This window comes from Maribacter sp. MMG018 (assembly GCF_018100785.1).
In the GTDB taxonomy this organism is placed as follows: domain Bacteria; phylum Bacteroidota; class Bacteroidia; order Flavobacteriales; family Flavobacteriaceae; genus Maribacter.
In genome coordinates this window covers 1211785-1230503 of sequence record NZ_JAGJEC010000001.1, presented here as the reverse complement: position 1 = coordinate 1230503, position 18719 = coordinate 1211785, and the positions used below count along the sequence as shown (strand labels likewise).

Genomic DNA, 18719 nt, shown 5'->3' with positions numbered 1-18719 from the left:
GAGGAGACCAAAACATACCGATCTGTTAGTATCGACCTCTACCCTACTTGACAAAATTGCCCTATTTTATGTATCTTGATTCACTTAAATAACCAACCTTTTACCATTTATGAAGAACATCATCTGTGTTTTAGCAATAACCGCTTGTCTTCTAGTTAGCTGCAACCCTAAAAAAGAAAAAGAAGCAGTCGCCCCAAAAAGACCCAATATTGTCTTTATTATGTCGGACGACCACGCATACCAAGCTATTTCCGCCTACGACACCAGTTTGATAGAGACCCCGAATATTGATCGTATCGCGAAAATGGGGATGCTGTTCACCAATGCCAGTGTTACCAACTCCATATGCGCTCCGTCAAGAGCCGTAATTCTTACTGGAAAACATTCGCACATCAACGGAAAAATAGACAATCATTTCCCTTTTGATACGACCAATGTCACCTTTCCCCAAATACTTAAAAAGGCGGGCTACCAAACGGCCATGTTCGGAAAACTGCATTTTGGTAACAACCCCAAAGGATTTGACCAGTTTAAGATTCTACCCGGACAGGGCGCTTATTACAATCCGGATTTTATTACCAAGAACGAAGGAAAGATAAATGTAAAGGGATATGTAACCGATATTATTACCGATATGACCTTGGATTGGTTGGAAAAAGAACGAAACCCCGAAGATCCCTTTCTGTTGATGTACCTGCACAAAGCGCCGCACCGATCTTGGTTGATGGCAGAACGCCATATGGAAGAGTTCACCAACAGGACCTTTCGCGAACCCGCTACACTTTTCGATGATTATGCCACCAGACCGGCAGCGGAAGAGGCTGAAATGAGCATTTTAAAACACCTCAGCTGGACGGGCGATAACAAGATCTACCCTGAAACCATCGATGCCATGAACGAACCGGAGATAGGTATCGATAAATTACGTTTTGAACATTCTGTAGGGAGGATGGATTCCGTTCAGTTTGCCAATTTTAAATCGTCTTACGATAAAGTAAATGCGGATTTTAAAGACAACTACCCTTCTTTGAGCGAAGAGGACAAGATGCGATGGCGTTACCAACGTTACATGCAAGACTATCTGGGTACCATTAAATCAGTAGACGAAAATGTAGGTAGGGTTTTAGATTATTTAGAGGAAAACGACCTAATGGAAAACACCATTATCGTTTATACCTCTGATCAAGGTTTCTATTTAGGGGAGCACGGTTGGTTCGACAAACGTTTTGTATACGACGAATCTTTTAAGACTCCGTTATTGGTGGCATGGCCCCAAAAAGTGGCTCCGGGCACCACCTCCGATGAGATGGTACAGAACTTGGATTTTGCACAAACATTTTTAGAAGCGGCCGGGGTAGAGCAACCTACCGACATGCAAGGAGAAAGCCTGCTTCCTATTTTAACCGGAAAAATGGAGGATTGGAACCGTGAGGCGGTGTACTACCACTATTACGAATATCCGGCCGAGCATATGGTCAACAGGCATTACGCCATCGTAAGCAAAGAATACAAACTGATCCATTACTATTTTGACCAAGATTATTGGGAGTTGATCGACCGTAAAAAAGACCCCAAAGAACTTAAGAACGTGTATGACGACCCCGCATATGCCGACGTTCGGGAAAAATTGCACAAAGAGTTGGCCGCAATGAGGGAGAAATATGGCGATAACGATGCGCTCGACCAAAAATACATTAACACCTTTATGGACGATGTGGAGAAAAATGGCATTTTTGGCGTCAACAAGAAAAAACTCGAATCCATTATCGAAAAAAGGAAAGCGGATAAGGAATAGTTATTTTTTATCCCTTTCCTCAATACGGCTATGAACAAAATTAATTGGGGCATTATTGGTTGCGGCGATGTGGCCGAAATAAAAAGTGGCCCCGCTTTTCAGCGCATAGAACATTCTTCTCTACACATGGTAATGCGACGGAATGCCGAAAAGGCCAAAGATTTTGCCCAACGGCACAAAGTGCCCCATTGGACCAACAATGCCGATGATATATTGCAAAACGAGGATATAAACGCCGTTTATATAGCCACTCCGCCCTCTACGCATTTAGACTATGCCCTACGCGCCTTGAACCACGGGAAACATGTGTATTTAGAAAAGCCCATGACCTTGAACGCCGTAGAGGCCAAAAAAATATGTGATGCCGTAGCCGCAAGCAAAGGCAAGCTCACGGTGGCCCATTACCGTAGAAAATTGCCTGCTTTCTTAAAAGTAAAGGCCCTTCTGGCCCAAAAGAAAATTGGTACGGTCACCCATGTGGACCTACAATTAATACAATCGAAAAAATCGGATATAATAGCATCGCCAGAGGATAATTGGCGTTTGAACCCCGAAGTTTCCGGCGGAGGCTACTTTTATGATCTGGCACCACATCAAATAGATCTGATGTACCACTATTTTGGTCCCATAAAGGAAAGTTTTGGCTTTTCGAAAGCCTCTGCACACCATAAAAAGGTAGAAGATATCGTAAACGGTATTATGTGCTTTAAAAGCGGGGTACAATTTAGGGGCCTGTGGAATTTTAACTCATCTCCTTTGAACAACAAAGAGGAGTGTACCATTTATGGCACCGAGGGCAATATCACGTTCTCCTTTTTTGGAGACCGGGTGCATCTTACCACTAAAAAAGAAAGCGAAACATTCTCGTTCAAAAATCCGAAACACCTACAAGAGCCAATGATACGCGCAACCGTAGATTACTTTTTGGAAAAAGACGAAAACCCCTGTTCGGCAGAAGAAGGTTTGCTGGTAATGAAAGTGATGGAAAACTTAAGTGGAAGAAGTTCTTAATTCTATTAAACCTGCAATAACAATGTACCCATTACCTGTTTTAACTTACAGTTTTGCGTAAAACAGACCGCATAACTTTATATAGATTTGTATTGGACCAAAAACAACCATATGTTTAAAAAAGTAGTTCTATTATTATTTCTGCTGTTCTCGTTTAGCGCGTATCCGCAACAAAAAGATATTCGCCTTATTTCGTGGAACATTCAAGATTTTGGAAAGACAAAGAATAGTGAAGAGCTAGAACAAATAGCGGAATTGGTACGGGATGCCGATATTGTGGCCATACAAGAAGTTGTAGCCGGTTATGGCGGCGCACAGGCCGTTGCCAAACTATCCGATCTATTGAACAGAAAGGGGGCCAAATGGGATTATGTGATCAGCGACCCCACCAAAAGCCCCAAATATGCCACCGAACGCTATGCCTTTGTATGGAAAACCAAGCACATAAAAATAAAGAACAGGGGGCGATTACTATCTGATCTAAAAACGGTCATCGACAGAGAACCTTTTTTATTGGACTTTTTTGTTGAAAGCAAAAGATTCACCATAATCAACTTTCACTCCAGGCCACACAATAAAGACCCAAAGCCAGAGATTACCGCCCTTACCGATTATATTATTACCAATGGTGCAACCAGTACGATCCTGGCCGGAGATTTTAATGTGAACGAGAGCGACCCTATATTCGATACGTTCAAGAAAAAAGGATACACCGCTGCAATTACCGATCAAAAAACGACCTTGAAAAGGTCTTGTGACGGGCAGGAATACCGAAACCATGCCATCGATAATATTTTTTACCCCACAGAGATCCAAAAAATAGAAAGCGAGGTCATCGATTTTATACAAGATTGCGACAATCTGGAAAAGGCAAGAGACCTATCGGATCATTTACCCGTATACATTAGGTTTAGGTGGAAGTAAGTTAAGTACCTATACAAAAATGGGCCAAGCTTATCAAATTAGCCTTCCCCCGAACACTTCTTCAATAAGTTGGCCCTAAGAACTAATATAATTAATGGTTATATAGTGCTTTACTGTTATTTGTTTCAAAAATAAAATGAACAAAAACCAATTCCTTACAGATATCCGTAATGTTAAAATAAAAAAAATGAATAAAAGACAAAAAACCCAATTCCAATAGAGCAAATAATTAAACTTACACTATAATTCTAACCGTACTAACCCATAAAAAAATACTATATATTATTTACTATTTCTCATAGTAATCTACCGTTTCCAATAACTCCTTTTCAAATTGATATAAATCTTCCAAAACCTTAAGAGGTCTCCTGTCCTCTGATTTATCTTCATTTATCAATCCCAAATATTTGGTCCCCCCATTAAAATGAAGTCTGCATAATGGCTTTCTGTTATTATCATCCAATAAAATTCCGAAATAGGATTGAGTATCTCTATGTGCTATTCTTTCTATCGGAAGTTTCCTTCTTAAAATAGCCACTACAATCCGGAAACCCTCCATCTCTTCTTCCGTTGTGTTTATTTTGCTTATTTCTTCTGCTTCTTGGAGTTCTTCCTGTTGATTTTCTGATTCTTTGTTCAGTGCTGCATTCAAGCGATCATTTACCTTTTCACTAATTGTTTGGGTGAAAGCTTTGCCCACAAGATCTGTAAATTCGCTCATTACTTTTTCCGTTAGCCGACCGGTATAAACCTCATTCGCAAATAATTTTACAAAATTATGGGAAGGGGATTGCAATTCTTCAGCTATCAATTTTTTGATCTCTTTTGTATACTTTAATGAACTCGCTGTGTCCACTATTTTATTTACATCAAAATTTGATTTATGAAACTTGGCTATTTCATGAACCGTACTTTCTTTTAATTGTGTTATGTCAAATTCCAGAAAAGGTTTTTCATCCATTTTATTGGTCGCTTCCAAATCTGTATAAAAACGATATTCTATTCCATTGGTCAATAAGGCAAATCGGGTTTTGGTCGTATGGAAATAACGGAACAATTGTGAGTTGTGCGCATTTAGTTTCTCTTTCCAATTTTTACATTCGATAATAATGATCGGCAACTCATTTTGAAAAATGGCATAATCGACCTTCTCTCCTTTTTTTAGACCAAGATCGGCCGTAAACTCCGGCACCACTTCTGTGGGGTCAAATGTATCATACCCCAATATATTTATAAAAGGTAATACAAAGGCATGTTTAGTAGATTCTTCCGTATCTATTTTCTCTTTAAGCTTTTCAATTTTTTCAGCAAGAACTTTTAATTGATTCTGGAGTTGCATAGACATCTATTTTTATTGTTAACTGATCAATTCTTACACCCATTCTTTTTACAAGTAACATGGCTACTCGTGTTGATCCAATGGTCGGCGTTTTTGGTGGTATCAAAACCGCAGCCCGTATTGCCTCCCTTGATTCCTAAATGAACTTCTTTTGTCGGTAAATGTTCAACTGCCATATTATTTATATTAATGTTGACTTCTACACAAACCTAAAGGCATTAACCGACAATCCCTTACAGATATCCGTAAGGGATTGAAATATTTATGTTACCGTAAAATAAATCTAATGGAGTACCGACCTATAGTTTCCCCTGCTTAATAAGTTTTGCAATAAGGTGGTGGGTGTTTTTGGCACCAAATTCATCGAACAGTCTACTTACTTTTTTGTCTATGGTACTCTCGCTATTGGGCGAGATGTTTTGTTTCTTGAGTCTTTCGGATATTTCCTTTTTGGTAAAACCATCGGCAAGATCTTTTAATATCATAAGATCATACTTGTCCATTTCATGTACCGCATTGGCCGCGTTCAAGTTTAAATTCGGGGACACATAGGTTCTATTTTGATACACCTCATGAATGGCGTTCACCAGCTCGTTTAAGCTATAACGCCCCTTACACACATAACCGTTTATTTTTTGATCGGTAAAAAGTGGGTTTATTTCTGCGGGATCGTCTATCATAGAATTTACGATTACCTTACAGGTTTCATCTATGCCCCTAACGGCCTCTATCAATTCCTTACCAGAGGTAAGGCGCCTTTTCACATGTGTTTCCTTAAAAGATAGATCGGTAATCAACAATTCGAAGGGTTCTCCTTTGTCGTGGGCCAATTTAAACCTATTATAGGCCGTATCGCAATAAAGCTCTTCTTGTATGGTTTCGATTTGCAGCCTTGTTTCCAACGCATCTACAATGCCTTTGTTCGTATCTTGAAAATCTTCGGCTATGAGTATTTTTTTGAACATAATGGTAGTATTTAATTCGATATTTCAATATGGGCTTCAAAGCCATGGCCCTTCTTCGAATCAAAAATAATAGTTCCTCCAATGGCAAGAATACGCTTTTCTGTATTCCATAGACCATTTTTTACATTTAGTTCTTCTTTTGTAGCACCTACACCGTTATCTATATAGTCTACTTTTAGCGTTTTTACGCCCTGTTCAAAGGAAATGGAGACCAAAGTCGCCCCACTATGTTTTTGCATATTGATCATTAACTCTTGAAGCACCCTATACAATGTTTTCTTTGTCAAGACCGATATTTTTGCCCAATCTACCTCTGTACTTCCGGTTATTATCAGCTTTGTTTCGCTACAGTAATTACCCATCATGCCCAACAATACCTGTTTATAATTGGCACCGGTATCCACATCGTTGATCTTTCTAGAAAAATTACGACTTTGGTTATAGAGCCCGTCCATCAAATTCAACACCTCATCGGTAGCTCCTCCATTTTGTAACAAAAGCATCGCATGGTTTAGTTTGCCCCCAAAATCATCGTGCAGTTTTCTGGACAGTTCCGCTTCCGTCTCATAAGTGGCCTCTAACTTTGCCGTTTTACTTTGCTGTTTAAACCGTCTAGAACGCTGTACAAAGTAGTAGATCCCAAAACCGGATATCAATGTTAAAAAGCCCGCAACCCCATAAGAGATCAGTTTTTGATTGCGTTGCTGGGCAACTTCCAATTTTCTTTCGGCGTTCTCTTTTTCTAACCGCAATATAGATTCTTGGTTCAGCTTGTCGTCATATTTATATTTTGCGAATTGGGTCTTTACCCGCAACTCTTGCTCGTAAAGGCTATCTTGTAAAAACACATACCGGTCACGCACCTTTACATTGGCAGGCTCTAAATTCATCAGGTATTTTAAAACGTCTCTCTCGGCCCGTGGTATCTTAAGTTTTTTGGACAAGCGTACCACAGAATCATAATACGCCTTTGATTTTTCAGGATTTTCTGTACCATAGTACTCCATTAAATGGGTGTAACTGGCAATTAGGCCTCTGCTGTCCTTATTTTTGACCCGCATTCGTAAAGGCTCTGTAAACTCTCTCTCTTTTACATTACCGTACAGCAACCATTTGGCATAGGCCAAATTATCCAAGACCCTGGCATATAATTTTTGGTCTTTGGCCAATAGAGAATCCGTTGATAAAGTGCTTAACAAAGAAATAGCCTTATCGTATTCTTTATTATCTATATAGGCCGTGGCCAAATTATTTTCAAAAGCAAATTTGTTACTGGCAGAACTCGTATATTTTATGGCCTTGTCGTAATAAAAGATCGCATCTTCATAGTTAAGCAATTTTCGGTGATCGGTGGCCAAGGTATTATAACAACGGGCTATAAAATCCATATCTTTTTCAGGGTTTAAATATTGAAGTGCCTCGGTCAGTGTTTCCTTACTGCCAAAATAGTCGTTCTTATTTTTTTGAATGGTACCCAGAATGACCAAGTTTTTACCTACCCTACTACTATCTTGTACTTTGAGAAAATAATTTTTGGAAAGGTTGTAATTATAAAAGGCACTGTCGGTCATATTACGAACTTCTGAATAGTAATATCCCATTAAGTAATATTGATAGGACAACATCTGATAGTTATCGGTCTTTGCGGAATGTTCTAAAGAAAGCTTGTTATAAAAAAGAAGACTGTCGTATTGCCCCAAAGCAAAGTGAATGCTACTTTTTCGATATAGAATTTGGGCGTATAGGCTATCTGTCGGCAGCTTTTTTGCCAGAAGAAAAGCTTTATCTATTTCTTGTTTTCTTTTGGAAAGCTCCATATCGCCCGACAATGAATTTTTATAGTGAAAAAGCAGGCTGTCCCGTACCGCAAGGTGTTTCTCTTCATTTTTGGTATTTAACTGACATGCGGTAAAAGAGAGTAAAAAAAGTAAGACAAAAATATTTTTCAAAGCACCAAATTTAAACCAAAACTAAAATGAGCCGTACCTATAGTACGGCTCAAATTAATGAATTATTAACGATTAATACCCTTAAGCATCGGGTATATCTTCTGGTGGTGGTATTGGTGGATCATGATCATCACCTTCCGTAGCCCTTACATTATATAAACTATCCGTTGCCGCTATCGGGTCTGTAGAACAAGAAAACAACAAAGAATTAAAAACGATTGCCATTACGGCCCATATTACCTTTCTCATAATTTTTGTCTTAAAAATTGATACAGGGATGGCCGTCCGAGATTCTCTCGGATTCATTTTTACCAACCCCTAAAGAGTTTGGAGTACTCCTTGTTTTTGTGGAAAGTGGAAATCAAATGCGGTGGTGTTCGGCTACTTTCCATTTGGCCCAATACCGGCCGCATTATAGATTTCCGTAAAAATGATGTTCTAGAAATACTATGTTAGCTATACATAGTGGTCACCATTTCTATGTTCAAAGTAATACAGATAAAATCACACATTATGGAGAAAGGACGGAAAAGAATTTCCAGAAAAAAAATTCCATGAAATTTCCATTTTAATAGTAGCTTTAAGCTTATAAATCAATTAGTTATATGTCAATTAAAATTTTGATCCTCGCATTTGAAAAGGCTGCACAAGAAATTGGCTCAACCACCAAAACACATCTTTCACAGCACCTTTCAGAGGTATTGCAAGAAGATTATAAATACCCGATCAGTGAGCGTACCTTACGCGATTATTACACCAATTACAAAAACAACATCGGCCAACAAGAAGACTTAAAACCAAAGCTTATTGCTTGCCTTTGCCAATATTTGGGATATAAAGATTATGCCGATTTTATACGAAAGAACCCTGAAATTATTTCGCCCAAAGCGCTAGAAAATGACTCTGTACCAGACAATACCACTTTAGATAAAAAAGCAAATGGCAAGCGCAAAAGAATCATCTTGATCTTTACAGGCATGGGCCTTATCGCATTGATCTGGGCCTCCTTGTTTTTTAAAGACCGTATTTCTTTTAACGACAACCTTCAAACCTGTATGACCTGGGCAGATTCGACCTACATTAAAATTTCGTGCAATATTGCCCCATATTCCGATTATGGCACTCAAATAGAGCCAATGGACGAGGTTAGGTTCAAGAATTTAAAAAAGGTAAAGGTTACCCAGGCATATCGGTTTTTTTCGGAAGATGGCAAACCATTGGTTTGGTATGCAAAGAACAAGGATGGCGCGATCGAATATTTTACGGCCCCGGGACTACACCCTGTTACCGGCGAAACATTACGAAAAATAACCCCACATATTATTCAGAAATACGTTCCTATTCATAGGTATCAGAAAGATTCGTTTTTGCAATAAACCTATAGGTCATAAAAACCTTCGATAAACAGAAGCTCCTGGGGTTCTTATATAATTTAGAACATGAACACTAATGCTCTTGGTTTCGATATAATTCATAAAAATAGGAGGCGGCCGCCAAATCCTCCAAAGCATGGCCCACAGATTTAAACAGTGTAATCTCATCATTGGCAACCCTACCCGCTTTCGCTTTATTGCACAATTCGAATAAATCGGCTTTGATATCCCCTTTAGAAAGAATGCCCTTTGCCAACGGAATTACAATATCGCCGCTTTCTTTTAACCCACCCTGATAAGTGTCCAGAAAAACACTCGACCTTTTTATGGCCTCATCATCCGCTTCACGGGTATCTTTTTTATATGCCCCTACCAAATCTACATGTTGCCCTTTCTTTAACCACTTACCGAAAACCAGCGGAACTTCAGATAGCGTTGCCGATGAAATAATGTCCACTTCCGAAATTACATCCTCCAACCTCTTTACCGGCTCACAATCAAATACCTCTTCTGCAAGGGCCTTGCATATTTTTTGGGCCTTTTCAAAATTACGCCCCCACACATAAACTTTCTTGATAGGCCTAACACTGCTATGAGCTTTGATCAAATTAACGGACAAGGCTCCGGTACCCAACATTAACATTGAAGATGCATCGGGCCTTGAAAGAAAACTACTGGCCAATGCAGAAGCCGCAGCCGTTCTTTTCGCCGTTAAGGATTTTGCTTCTAAAATGGCCTTTATGGTCCCCTTATGACCATCTATATACATATACATGCCCTGTATTGCCGGTAGCCCGTACTTGCCGTTATTAGGACTTACGGTAGCAATTTTGACCCCAAGCTCTTTTCCCGGATTAAAAGCGGGCATGAGCAATAAAGTAGAATCTATGTTCTCTTTGGGGTTGGTGAAATCGTGGTGATGACGCATTGGCACTTGTATACTTGGATTGGAAAAAGCCTCTTTAAGTACAGCTATCAGAGACTTAAAATTGCAATTCTCATTAATAAAACAATCTGGTATATATGAAATTTCTGTAGTCATTACATTTGCTTTTTTTGTGCACAAAACCCCAAGAGTATAATTTCTCTCGGGGTTAAAAAAACACTAATCATTAATGGTGATTCCTTTTTTACATAGTCTTTAATCACCTAAAAATAGTCAGTATATCCTATTTTATACTTATTTGCAAAGGTTTATTTTGCAAGGGTATTTCATAGGCACCCCTGACCTTTGTATAAGGCAAATCGATGGTATTTTCCGTTCTCAAATATGCATTGGGCGTATACGTCGTTTTGCCGTTCAAGGTAACGGTCACTTCTTTTGTATGGGTATTGTATGCCACTTTTTTAAACGAACCGGCATCTAGTGTCAACCAAAGTTTTTTAGGCCCGACGTACACTTTTGATTTTGCGGCCGTTGTAATCTCTACTTCAACCACATCGCCTTTTTGGGTAAGATTGCCCCCAAACGCCAACCAACCCAATTCTTCATCTTGTGTAATGTAGGTTGCAGAATTTACGGCATAGCCATAAAAACCGGAACCATAATCGCCAGAGATACCATCTATTTTTAATGATGAGGGATATGAATGAAAGGCTGCAGGGCCGAAGCCATCTTGGGTAATATTGGAAATACTGCCCAAAAGCCCCCCATAACCAACTTTAAGCAAATATAGGTCTGGTGTTTTTCTATACTGTTTAAGCACAGGTATTGCATTGATACCGGAACCATAATGGTGTATCTGGCGCTCTACCCTTGATGTTTCCCCTGCTTTACCTCCATATAAAAAATCCCAATACCTTCTGGCGTTTCCGTTATAGGCCCAATGCGGCATGGTTGGCATGTAGGCCAATATAGCGTTCAATGTAATATTGGCCTTATACTCGTACCCAAAATAGTCTGTCCAGGTATATACTTCTTCTTGCCCCGTAGAATCCCATGGCATTTCACTACCAAAAGGATAGTCCAACGCTTTCCAATGATCCGCTCGTTGTTTCATTCTTTCCTCTAAGACCGAAGCCATTTCACTATAATTTTCATTCTTGAGGTCCTTTAAAATAAATAAGAACACAGAACCTTCCATTTGGCCAAACTCGGCATAATATGGTGCTTGGTCCATCATTGCAATAATAGTGTGGTAAGCATTTTTTAAATACCAGTCCCATTCCCTATTATCGACCAAGCCATTATGATACCTCGCCAAACGGTACATTACCCAATAGGCAGCGGCAACATGTGGATAATTAAAAGACCTACCGGTATCATTGGCATGCTTATGGTCCCATGCGGCCCAGGTCGTATAGTCTATATTTTCATCATAGGTGCCTTTGGGCAAAGAATCGGGTTCGTAATAAAAAACACTTTTTTTAACACCGTATTTTTTTTCGCCTTCGCTATGCTGTATATTTCCCCATAGTGTTTCATCTATGAATTGTTGTAGTTTTTTTATTTCTCCCCTATCAGGCTGCACAAGTTGTTTCATGATAGCGCCCAACCAACTACCTGCACCACCTTCATCGCTCAAACCACTGATCCACACCCTACTGTCTTGGGTTACCTGTTCCTTTTTTTCATAATCATAACTAATGGGAGAAGGACTTCTTCCAAAAGGATCATTCGGGTTTTCGTACCATTGTTCCGTCGTTAAAAAATGTCCAAAATCCTTTATAACTTCCGCCTCGGGTTTAATGACCTTATAATTAACGGTCTGCTCCACACCATCGCCATAAATAATGGTAAGTCTTGCTCTTCCCCATTTTTTTCCCTGTACTATGTATTTCTTTAGACCAGATGGTGTTGTTCCGTTTTCTTTCACCTGTAAAGCCCCTTTTGGATATACCTCTATTGAACTTACCTCACTTTTATAATTTACGAACAGCCCCGCCTTTACATCTTGCGGAACTACATAACCGGGCACACCTATTACCAAGGGATGGTCTTCTTTCACCAATGTTTCTTGAATGTTCTTCACCCCTTCTGAAAGCACAAATCTTAGAGCGTAATTTTTAGTTTCATTGGGACTAAGAACATATGAAGTAGGTTGGTTCCATTGCTCTACACCTTTCCATTCATTTTCCGCATAGGCCTTACTATACACCATCCATTCATGAAAACCCTCAAACACGATACTCTTCGGTGTAGGATCCTCCAATAATGGCCGATAGGCCTCGAACGACATATTTTCTTTTGGCAAGACCAACAAAGCGGGCCCCTTGCCACTTAGACGTTTAACCTCTAAATACCCTGCATCTTTTCCTATATAGGGGTCAAAAAACACATTGTGCTTATGCGTCTCTGTCAATGACTTGCCTTCCAATATATTATTGAAGATCATAGGCACCCCCAAAGCCCCTATTTCTACAGGAGTATTTTGCTTATTGGTAATTTCAAAACGCATTACGAGTTGGCCATTATCTATTTCATAAAACCGCTTTATGGTTACAGGTATATCTTTAGGCAATGTATTGGCCAAGTCTGCCGCTGCCAATATGCTATCACGAATTGAAAGGGGCGTAACCGGTGCACGGTTACTTGCCGTGGAATAATTTTTCCATTCTCCCGAAGCACCCTTTATTCTCAGATTAATGTCCCCCAAGTGATAAAGACTGTCTTTATCCCTTATTTCCAATCGTTCCCCCGGGGTATAATCGAAACCTAATTCGTTGTTCGGTCTTAATGCGGCTACCGTTTGGGAGGCCTTAACGAGTTTTAACTGAAAATCCGGTGTGTTTATTTTTTGGTATACCTCTGCGACACCCAACGTAGATTCCCTATTCTCAATTTTGTCCCAATAACTTCTTTGTGCCGTTAGCTTAGACATAGCGGTTATAGCTATGGCAAACATTACCCAATACTTTATATTCGTTTTCTTCATATTATTCTTAACTCTATTATTTTTATATAAGACCATACAAGCCGACTGTTTCAACCTGTGAATTTATTTTAATGTTTAGGATATCCTATTGTGTTTTTGTCCGACTTTTTAGGCCTACTTTAAGGTAACATCCAAATACACCGAATGGCGATCATAGGTTTCATAAAAAGGTTTAAAGACTATTCCGTCTATCATAAATTCGAGTGCTCCAGGATTCCCCTTGATCGTTCTACCCAAATCATCTTTATCTAAAGTTACCTTACGCCATTCTGTTCTAGGTGCTGTTTCTTGGGCTGCCAACAAAATAGGGCCATAAAACAAGCTGGCAATATTTTGCTGGTCCATGATCGGTTCTAAATGAAACTGAAATGGCATATATAGCTCAATGGTATCACCATTTTTCCATTTTCTACTTATGGTAAGGTAACTTCCGGGTGTTGCATCTACCTTTTTTTCCTTACCGTTTATTTTTACAAAAAATCCTTTGGTCGCCCAATGGGGGACACGAACATTTAAATCAAACTTACCCTTGCCCTTAATCGTCAACTTGGTATGATCATCCTTAGGAAAAGCAGTATTCTGTTCTATGACAACATTCTTTTCAGTCCAGTTTAATGTAGAAGGCACATAAAGATTTACGTACAACGCTTGGTTGTCCACACTTTTAAAATAAATGGTATTCTGAAGTTTGGTACTACTCTCGATCGCCGTACCGTTACAACAGGTAAAACCCTTCATGTGCGGATTTCCAAAGTGCTTTACAGAACCCGGTCGTAAGGGTACATGGTATGTATTGGCGGGGCTATCCTCTGCTACAGATGCCAAAATATGGTTATAAAGACTACGCTCGTAGTAGTCCATTAATTCGGCTCGTTGATCATAAAGAAAAATATTTCTAGATAGCTTAAGCATGTTATAGGTTGCACAGGTCTCATTTTGTCCGCCCGATGACAAACCATTTTCGTAGAGAGTGGCCGGTTGCCCTATAAAACATTCTGCATTGGTAGGGTTACGGGCTCCGGCAACACCTCCAATGCTATACATGTAATCATTGGTGGCCTTATACCAAAAATTATCGGCCACATGATAGTATTCAGGAGTATTAGAACCACGGTACATTTCTAACGCCCCCATTATTTGGGGTATATGTTGGTTAGCGTGCAACCCACGAAAGGTATCTACATTCTTGGCCAAACCATGTGAGTGATCCGCGTCTCCATAAAATACCTCGATATTGTCGAATAATTTTGCCGTTTCTAGGTATTTATCCTCGTTCGTCAGCCGATATAGGCGGGCCATAGCTTCGTTCATACCACCATATTCGCCCGCAATATACCTATTCCACATACTGATAAGGGTGTCTTTTGGCAACTCTCGTAAACGTGCATACACCCAGTCTCCCATCCCTTTGGTTATATGGAGCGCTTTTTCATTACCACTGATCTCATACACATCCATTAAACCGGCAAGAATCTTATGTAAAGTATAGTAAGGAGCCCATATTTGGCTTTTCTTAGTCCCATAGGTAGCTCCATTTTCCAACATAATAAACTGATCAGGAGGATAAGCACTTATGAACCCCTTGCCCCAATTCCAATAATCGGTTCTTATACTGTCTGCACTCAGTTGTGAATCGTATTCCGATTTGCCCGGTCCTGGTGGCACTTTCGTTGGATCGGAGACAAAGGTTCCCCCGGCTTCTTTGGGGCTACCCGACATTTGCGACAAGTCATAAAGGGTATTGACCATATACTCCATCTTCTGGGCAAAATTGGCCTGTAACTCTTTATCATAACCGGTACTTGCATAGGCCTGTACGATGGCCGTAAGGTAGTGGCCCGTGGCATGCCCGCGCAATTTGGTCTCTTGACTGTCCCAAACCCCTAATGGTTCCGCTCCCTTGGGTTGTTGTTGACCAAAGGCATTTCGAAACATATATAGAAAAGAATCGGGATTGGTTTCTGCCAGTGTTGTTATAAACTTATCCCTATTTTCTATGAATTTTGTATTATAACCCTGAACATCGGTTTTTAAAAAAACCTCATCTAGGCTAAACGTTTCCAACTTTCTAATTGGTACTGAAACATTTTGGGTTTCTTTTACTATTACAATGGCCTTCGGCTTTATGTCGGTTCCTGCGATACTACCTTCTATGATATATCTTCCCGTTGTTAATACGGCAGCATTATCTTTAGGAGCAGGCCAGAGCACCCGTACCTTGGGGCCTTGTATTCCTTCTTTATAGGCCCCATCTACATAACGGGGCAAACGAGGAAGATTTCCGACAATGGTCTCTACCTCAATATCAGGTACCTCAACCAGATATTCGTTATACAGTTGCGGGGTTCCACTTTCAAATTTGGGTAGATCATCAACCTTAGGTTTTTTTTCCGATTCGGAGGTTTCACCTCCTTTAAGGGCATTATTATAAATTCTTGCAACCTGCTTTTCAGCCAATGGTATTCTATAAATTCTAAAATCGTACAACTTTGCATTCAGATATACACCTGTTTCTGACAGTGGTCGGCCAATAGAGAAGATATTGTTCTTAACCGCACCGGCATCAAACAATTTTGACAAAACCAGCGCTACGTTCTTTGTCTCACCTACCATTTTTCCGTTAAGATAGGTGCTAATAGATCTGGAAGGAGCGTTGAACACTATGGCCAAATGATTCCAACCGCCAATTTCTATGGCCGGCGAAACCGTGCTATTTTGTTCTTCTTTTTCTAAAGAAACCCCTGCAAAATAACCTTCTCCGGTCTTGGTTCCGACGGGAGCCACAAAAAAATGTGAACTCTCTTTTTTTCCGAAATCAAAAAGTATTTGACCAGATTGTTCAGAATACAGGTAGACCCATCCAGTGATACTTATTGACTCTTCGCCGATCATGGACTCCGCTGGAATCGAAATAAACGATTTACTATCGGCAGGCAATGAAAGCACGTTGCCAAACTGGTCATCCTTTATAAAATCTACCTTAGAACCTACCATTTTTCCATGTAGGTTGTTACGGGACCAATCTTTTAAGTCCCCATCAAAAACATACCTTGCGATCAGCCCTGTCTCACCTATACCATCCAATATTTGATTGCCACTTTGTGCCCTTAACGTAAAAGTTCCTATGGCACAAAAAAATAGCAAACCATAAACAAACAACTTATATACTCTCATAATTAAATTCTTATCTCTTATTTGGTGGTTCTTTTATTTATAAATTTTATCCCATGAAGGGGGTGTTACGTTCAGCAAGTGTTTTACGAAAAAATCTTTTCTTTTACGCTCTCCATATTCGCCTCCCGAGGAATGCGACATTCCCGGTACGGTAACCAGTTCAAAATCTTTATTCGCTTTTATCAGGGCATCTGCAAATTGCATTGTTGATGCCGGGTCTACATTGTCATCTATCTCCCCTAAAATGAGCATTAAGCGCCCATTCATATTGGATGCATTTTCCACGTTGGAACATGCCGCATAGTGAGGCCCAACAGGGTACCCCATAAATTGCTCGTTCCACCAAATTTTATCCATCCTATTATCATGACAGCCACAAGAAGAAACGGCTACATCATAGAAATCGGAATTGAAGACCAAAGCGGCGGCGGCATTTTGCCCCCCGGCCGAAGTACCATAAATACCTACTTTATCAGCATTCATGTACGGATATTTTTTTGCGGCCGCCGTTATCCATAGTTTTCTATCGGGGAATCCTCCATCCTTCAGGTTTTTCCAGCACACATCGTGAAAGGCCTTTGACCTATTGGAAGTTCCCATACCATCTATCTGCACTACTATAAAGCCCAACTCTGCCAATGACGACATAGCCCAATTATAGGCCCTAAAATCTTTGGGCACAAAAGAACCATGCGGACCAGCATAAATGTATTCTATAATAGGATATTTTTTAGTTGGATCAAAACTGGTAGGGCGCATGATAATACCCCAAATATCGGTTTTTCCATCTCGTCCTTTTGCCGTGAACACTTCGGGGGCGATCCAGTCTTCTTTTAATAAAGCGGTATGGTCCGCTTGCTGTAGTTGCATCACGGTCTTAGCATCTTTAGATGATTTTAAGACCGTAACGGGCGGCATATCTACTCGTGAGTATTGATCTACATAGTATTTATAATCATTAGAAAAAACAACTTTATGATTGCCGTTCTCTTTGGTAAAGCGCGTAAAATTCTTACCATCAAAATCTACTTTACAATAATGCAGAAAATATGGATCCTGGTTCTTATATAATCCACTGGCAGTAAAATAAACTTCCCTATTCTCTTCATCTACGTACAAAACATTGCGCACTACCCATTCTCCCTTGGTCAGTTGTGTTTTAACCTTTCCTGTTTCTCCATCATACAGATAAATATGGTTCCATCCGTCCCTTTCAGATGTCCAAATTATTTCCTTGCCATCGGCAACATCATATCTATACTTTTTACTACTATAATCTATAAAGGTCTTACTGGTCTCATTGACCAAAGTACTAACCTGACCTGTTTTTGCGTCGACCTCTATCACCTTGTACGCCTGATGTCCGCGTTGATTGTATTCAAAAGTAAAAGCCCTACTATCCGCTCTCCACTCAATATTGTACAAACCGAATTGATGATCGAACCCGGACGTTGGTATTTGAATATGCTGTCGACTATTAACCAAGAACAACTGCGGACTTTTAAAGGGCAGTTCATCCCCAGGTTTTAAATAGTCTCTTGAATGTAATTTTGGTTGCAACCGGTCTATAGGGCTAGACTCTACAAAGTAAATTTTACGGTCGTCTCCCGGACGAACTTTATATGCCATAATTTTTTCACCGTCCGGCGACCATTTTATATACGAAGAATAAAAAAATCCAGGAGCCCCATCATAGCTCAATTGAGTTTCTATCTCTGTACCGATATCCTTTATATAGAGATTATTGTTCTTGACAAAAGCAACCCTGGTAGAATCAGGAGAAAATACGGGAAGGTTAGAGGTTTCGTCAAATCTATTTCCCCAGTATTCGTTTTTTTTCTTTCTTTTACTTTCTACCTCTTCCAAGAGCGTTAATGTCCCCTTCTCTATATTATAAGATATTCTAGCATCCTCAAAAACAAATTCTACTTCCGTCCGATGGTCATTAAAGTCCAGTTCTTTGATATCGATATTCTTTGGATCTACCTGCTTATTAAACTTTACGGACAATAGCTTTGCCAAAACATCATGATCAAAACATTTTTTCTGTTTTTTCTGCAACGGATCTACCAACATATACTCCTTACCTTCCTTTGTGTTGTTCACATACCATAACGTGGTATCTCCACTCCAACGAAAAGCAGACGGCACGTTAAATACCTTGTTACGAAACAAAGAATCCACGGCCATAGCCTTCTTATAATCCTTTAATGTACCCTGTGAAAAAGATACCCCGGTAATTATAAGTATAAAAAATACACTTAATTTTCGAACAAAAAATCCCATACTTAAAATTATCACTAAAACTATTGAT

At 39.8% G+C, this 18719-nt stretch carries 13 protein-coding genes; 4 read left to right on the top strand and 9 right to left on the bottom strand.

Features of this window, described 5'->3' with window-relative positions; translation table 11 throughout:
* The first annotated feature begins 109 nt into the window (after positions 1–109).
* From J8L85_RS05250 to J8L85_RS05240, 3 genes are all read left to right on the top strand, one after another.
* Positions 110–1795, top strand: a complete 1686-nt coding sequence (locus J8L85_RS05250) for a sulfatase (RefSeq protein ID WP_211015239.1) — start codon at positions 110–112, stop codon at positions 1793–1795.
* A gap of 30 nt (positions 1796–1825) precedes the next feature.
* The gene (locus J8L85_RS05245; protein WP_211015237.1) at positions 1826–2806 is read left to right on the top strand and encodes a Gfo/Idh/MocA family oxidoreductase; all 981 of its coding nucleotides are present in this window, start codon (positions 1826–1828) and stop codon (positions 2804–2806) included.
* A gap of 111 nt (positions 2807–2917) precedes the next feature.
* Positions 2918–3730 carry an endonuclease/exonuclease/phosphatase family protein gene (locus tag J8L85_RS05240; RefSeq protein WP_211015235.1) on the top strand — a complete coding sequence of 271 codons (813 nt, stop codon included), beginning with the start codon at positions 2918–2920 and terminating at the stop codon, positions 3728–3730.
* 289 nt (positions 3731–4019) lie between these two features.
* Here the strand turns inward: J8L85_RS05240 and J8L85_RS05235 are convergent, their stop codons facing one another.
* The 5 genes from J8L85_RS05235 to J8L85_RS05215 form a co-directional block, all read right to left on the bottom strand.
* Positions 4020–5069, bottom strand: coding sequence for a type I restriction endonuclease (locus J8L85_RS05235; protein ID WP_211015233.1), 1050 nt, complete (start codon positions 5067–5069; stop codon positions 4020–4022).
* A 26-nt stretch (positions 5070–5095) separates the two neighbouring features.
* Positions 5096–5245 carry a hypothetical protein gene (locus J8L85_RS05230; RefSeq protein ID WP_211015232.1) on the bottom strand — a complete coding sequence of 50 codons (150 nt, stop codon included), beginning with the start codon at positions 5243–5245 and terminating at the stop codon, positions 5096–5098.
* A gap of 123 nt (positions 5246–5368) precedes the next feature.
* Positions 5369–6034: a response regulator transcription factor gene (locus tag J8L85_RS05225; protein ID WP_211015230.1), complete on the bottom strand. Its 666-nt coding sequence runs from the start codon at positions 6032–6034 to the stop codon at positions 5369–5371.
* An 11-nt stretch (positions 6035–6045) separates the two neighbouring features.
* The gene (locus J8L85_RS05220; protein WP_211015228.1) at positions 6046–7983 is read right to left on the bottom strand and encodes a hypothetical protein; all 1938 of its coding nucleotides are present in this window, start codon (positions 7981–7983) and stop codon (positions 6046–6048) included.
* A gap of 81 nt (positions 7984–8064) precedes the next feature.
* Positions 8065–8232 (bottom strand): hypothetical protein, encoded by a 168-nt coding sequence (locus J8L85_RS05215; protein ID WP_211015226.1) that lies wholly within the window; start codon positions 8230–8232, stop codon positions 8065–8067.
* A gap of 356 nt (positions 8233–8588) precedes the next feature.
* On the opposite strand from J8L85_RS05215, the gene J8L85_RS05210 reads away from it, so the two are divergent.
* Positions 8589–9359, top strand: a complete 771-nt coding sequence (locus J8L85_RS05210; protein ID WP_211015224.1) for a hypothetical protein — start codon at positions 8589–8591, stop codon at positions 9357–9359.
* 70 nt (positions 9360–9429) lie between these two features.
* On the opposite strand, the gene J8L85_RS05205 is transcribed toward J8L85_RS05210, so the two are convergent.
* The 4 genes from J8L85_RS05205 to J8L85_RS05190 all read right to left on the bottom strand — a co-directional run bounded on the left by J8L85_RS05205 (position 9430) and on the right by J8L85_RS05190 (position 18691).
* Positions 9430–10398 carry an ornithine cyclodeaminase family protein gene (locus J8L85_RS05205; RefSeq protein WP_211015222.1) on the bottom strand — a complete coding sequence of 323 codons (969 nt, stop codon included), beginning with the start codon at positions 10396–10398 and terminating at the stop codon, positions 9430–9432.
* A 127-nt stretch (positions 10399–10525) separates the two neighbouring features.
* Positions 10526–13231 (bottom strand): DUF5695 domain-containing protein, encoded by a 2706-nt coding sequence (locus tag J8L85_RS05200; RefSeq protein WP_211015220.1) that lies wholly within the window; start codon positions 13229–13231, stop codon positions 10526–10528.
* 114 nt (positions 13232–13345) lie between these two features.
* Entirely contained in the window at positions 13346–16405 is a 3060-nt protein-coding gene (locus J8L85_RS05195; RefSeq protein WP_211015218.1) for a beta-L-arabinofuranosidase domain-containing protein, read from the bottom strand.
* 33 nt (positions 16406–16438) lie between these two features.
* The gene (locus J8L85_RS05190; RefSeq protein WP_211015216.1) at positions 16439–18691 is read right to left on the bottom strand and encodes a S9 family peptidase; all 2253 of its coding nucleotides are present in this window, start codon (positions 18689–18691) and stop codon (positions 16439–16441) included.
* Positions 18692–18719 lie beyond the last annotated feature (28 nt).

Bases quoted from the DNA above. Each gene is read 5' to 3' on its own strand.
- J8L85_RS05250 (WP_211015239.1), top strand. From the start codon at position 110: ATGAAGAACATCATCTGTGTTTTAGCAATAACCGCTTGTCTTCTAGTT.
- J8L85_RS05245 (WP_211015237.1), top strand. From the start codon at position 1,826: ATGAACAAAATTAATTGGGGCATTATTGGTTGCGGCGATGTGGCCGAA.
- J8L85_RS05240 (WP_211015235.1), top strand. From the start codon at position 2,918: ATGTTTAAAAAAGTAGTTCTATTATTATTTCTGCTGTTCTCGTTTAGC.
- J8L85_RS05235 (WP_211015233.1), bottom strand. From the start codon at position 5,069: ATGCAACTCCAGAATCAATTAAAAGTTCTTGCTGAAAAAATTGAAAAG.
- J8L85_RS05230 (WP_211015232.1), bottom strand. From the start codon at position 5,245: ATGGCAGTTGAACATTTACCGACAAAAGAAGTTCATTTAGGAATCAAG.
- J8L85_RS05225 (WP_211015230.1), bottom strand. From the start codon at position 6,034: ATGTTCAAAAAAATACTCATAGCCGAAGATTTTCAAGATACGAACAAA.
- J8L85_RS05215 (WP_211015226.1), bottom strand. From the start codon at position 8,232: ATGAGAAAGGTAATATGGGCCGTAATGGCAATCGTTTTTAATTCTTTG.
- J8L85_RS05210 (WP_211015224.1), top strand. From the start codon at position 8,589: ATGTCAATTAAAATTTTGATCCTCGCATTTGAAAAGGCTGCACAAGAA.
- J8L85_RS05205 (WP_211015222.1), bottom strand. From the start codon at position 10,398: ATGACTACAGAAATTTCATATATACCAGATTGTTTTATTAATGAGAAT.
- J8L85_RS05200 (WP_211015220.1), bottom strand. From the start codon at position 13,231: ATGAAGAAAACGAATATAAAGTATTGGGTAATGTTTGCCATAGCTATA.
- J8L85_RS05195 (WP_211015218.1), bottom strand. From the start codon at position 16,405: ATGAGAGTATATAAGTTGTTTGTTTATGGTTTGCTATTTTTTTGTGCC.
- J8L85_RS05190 (WP_211015216.1), bottom strand. From the start codon at position 18,691: ATGGGATTTTTTGTTCGAAAATTAAGTGTATTTTTTATACTTATAATT.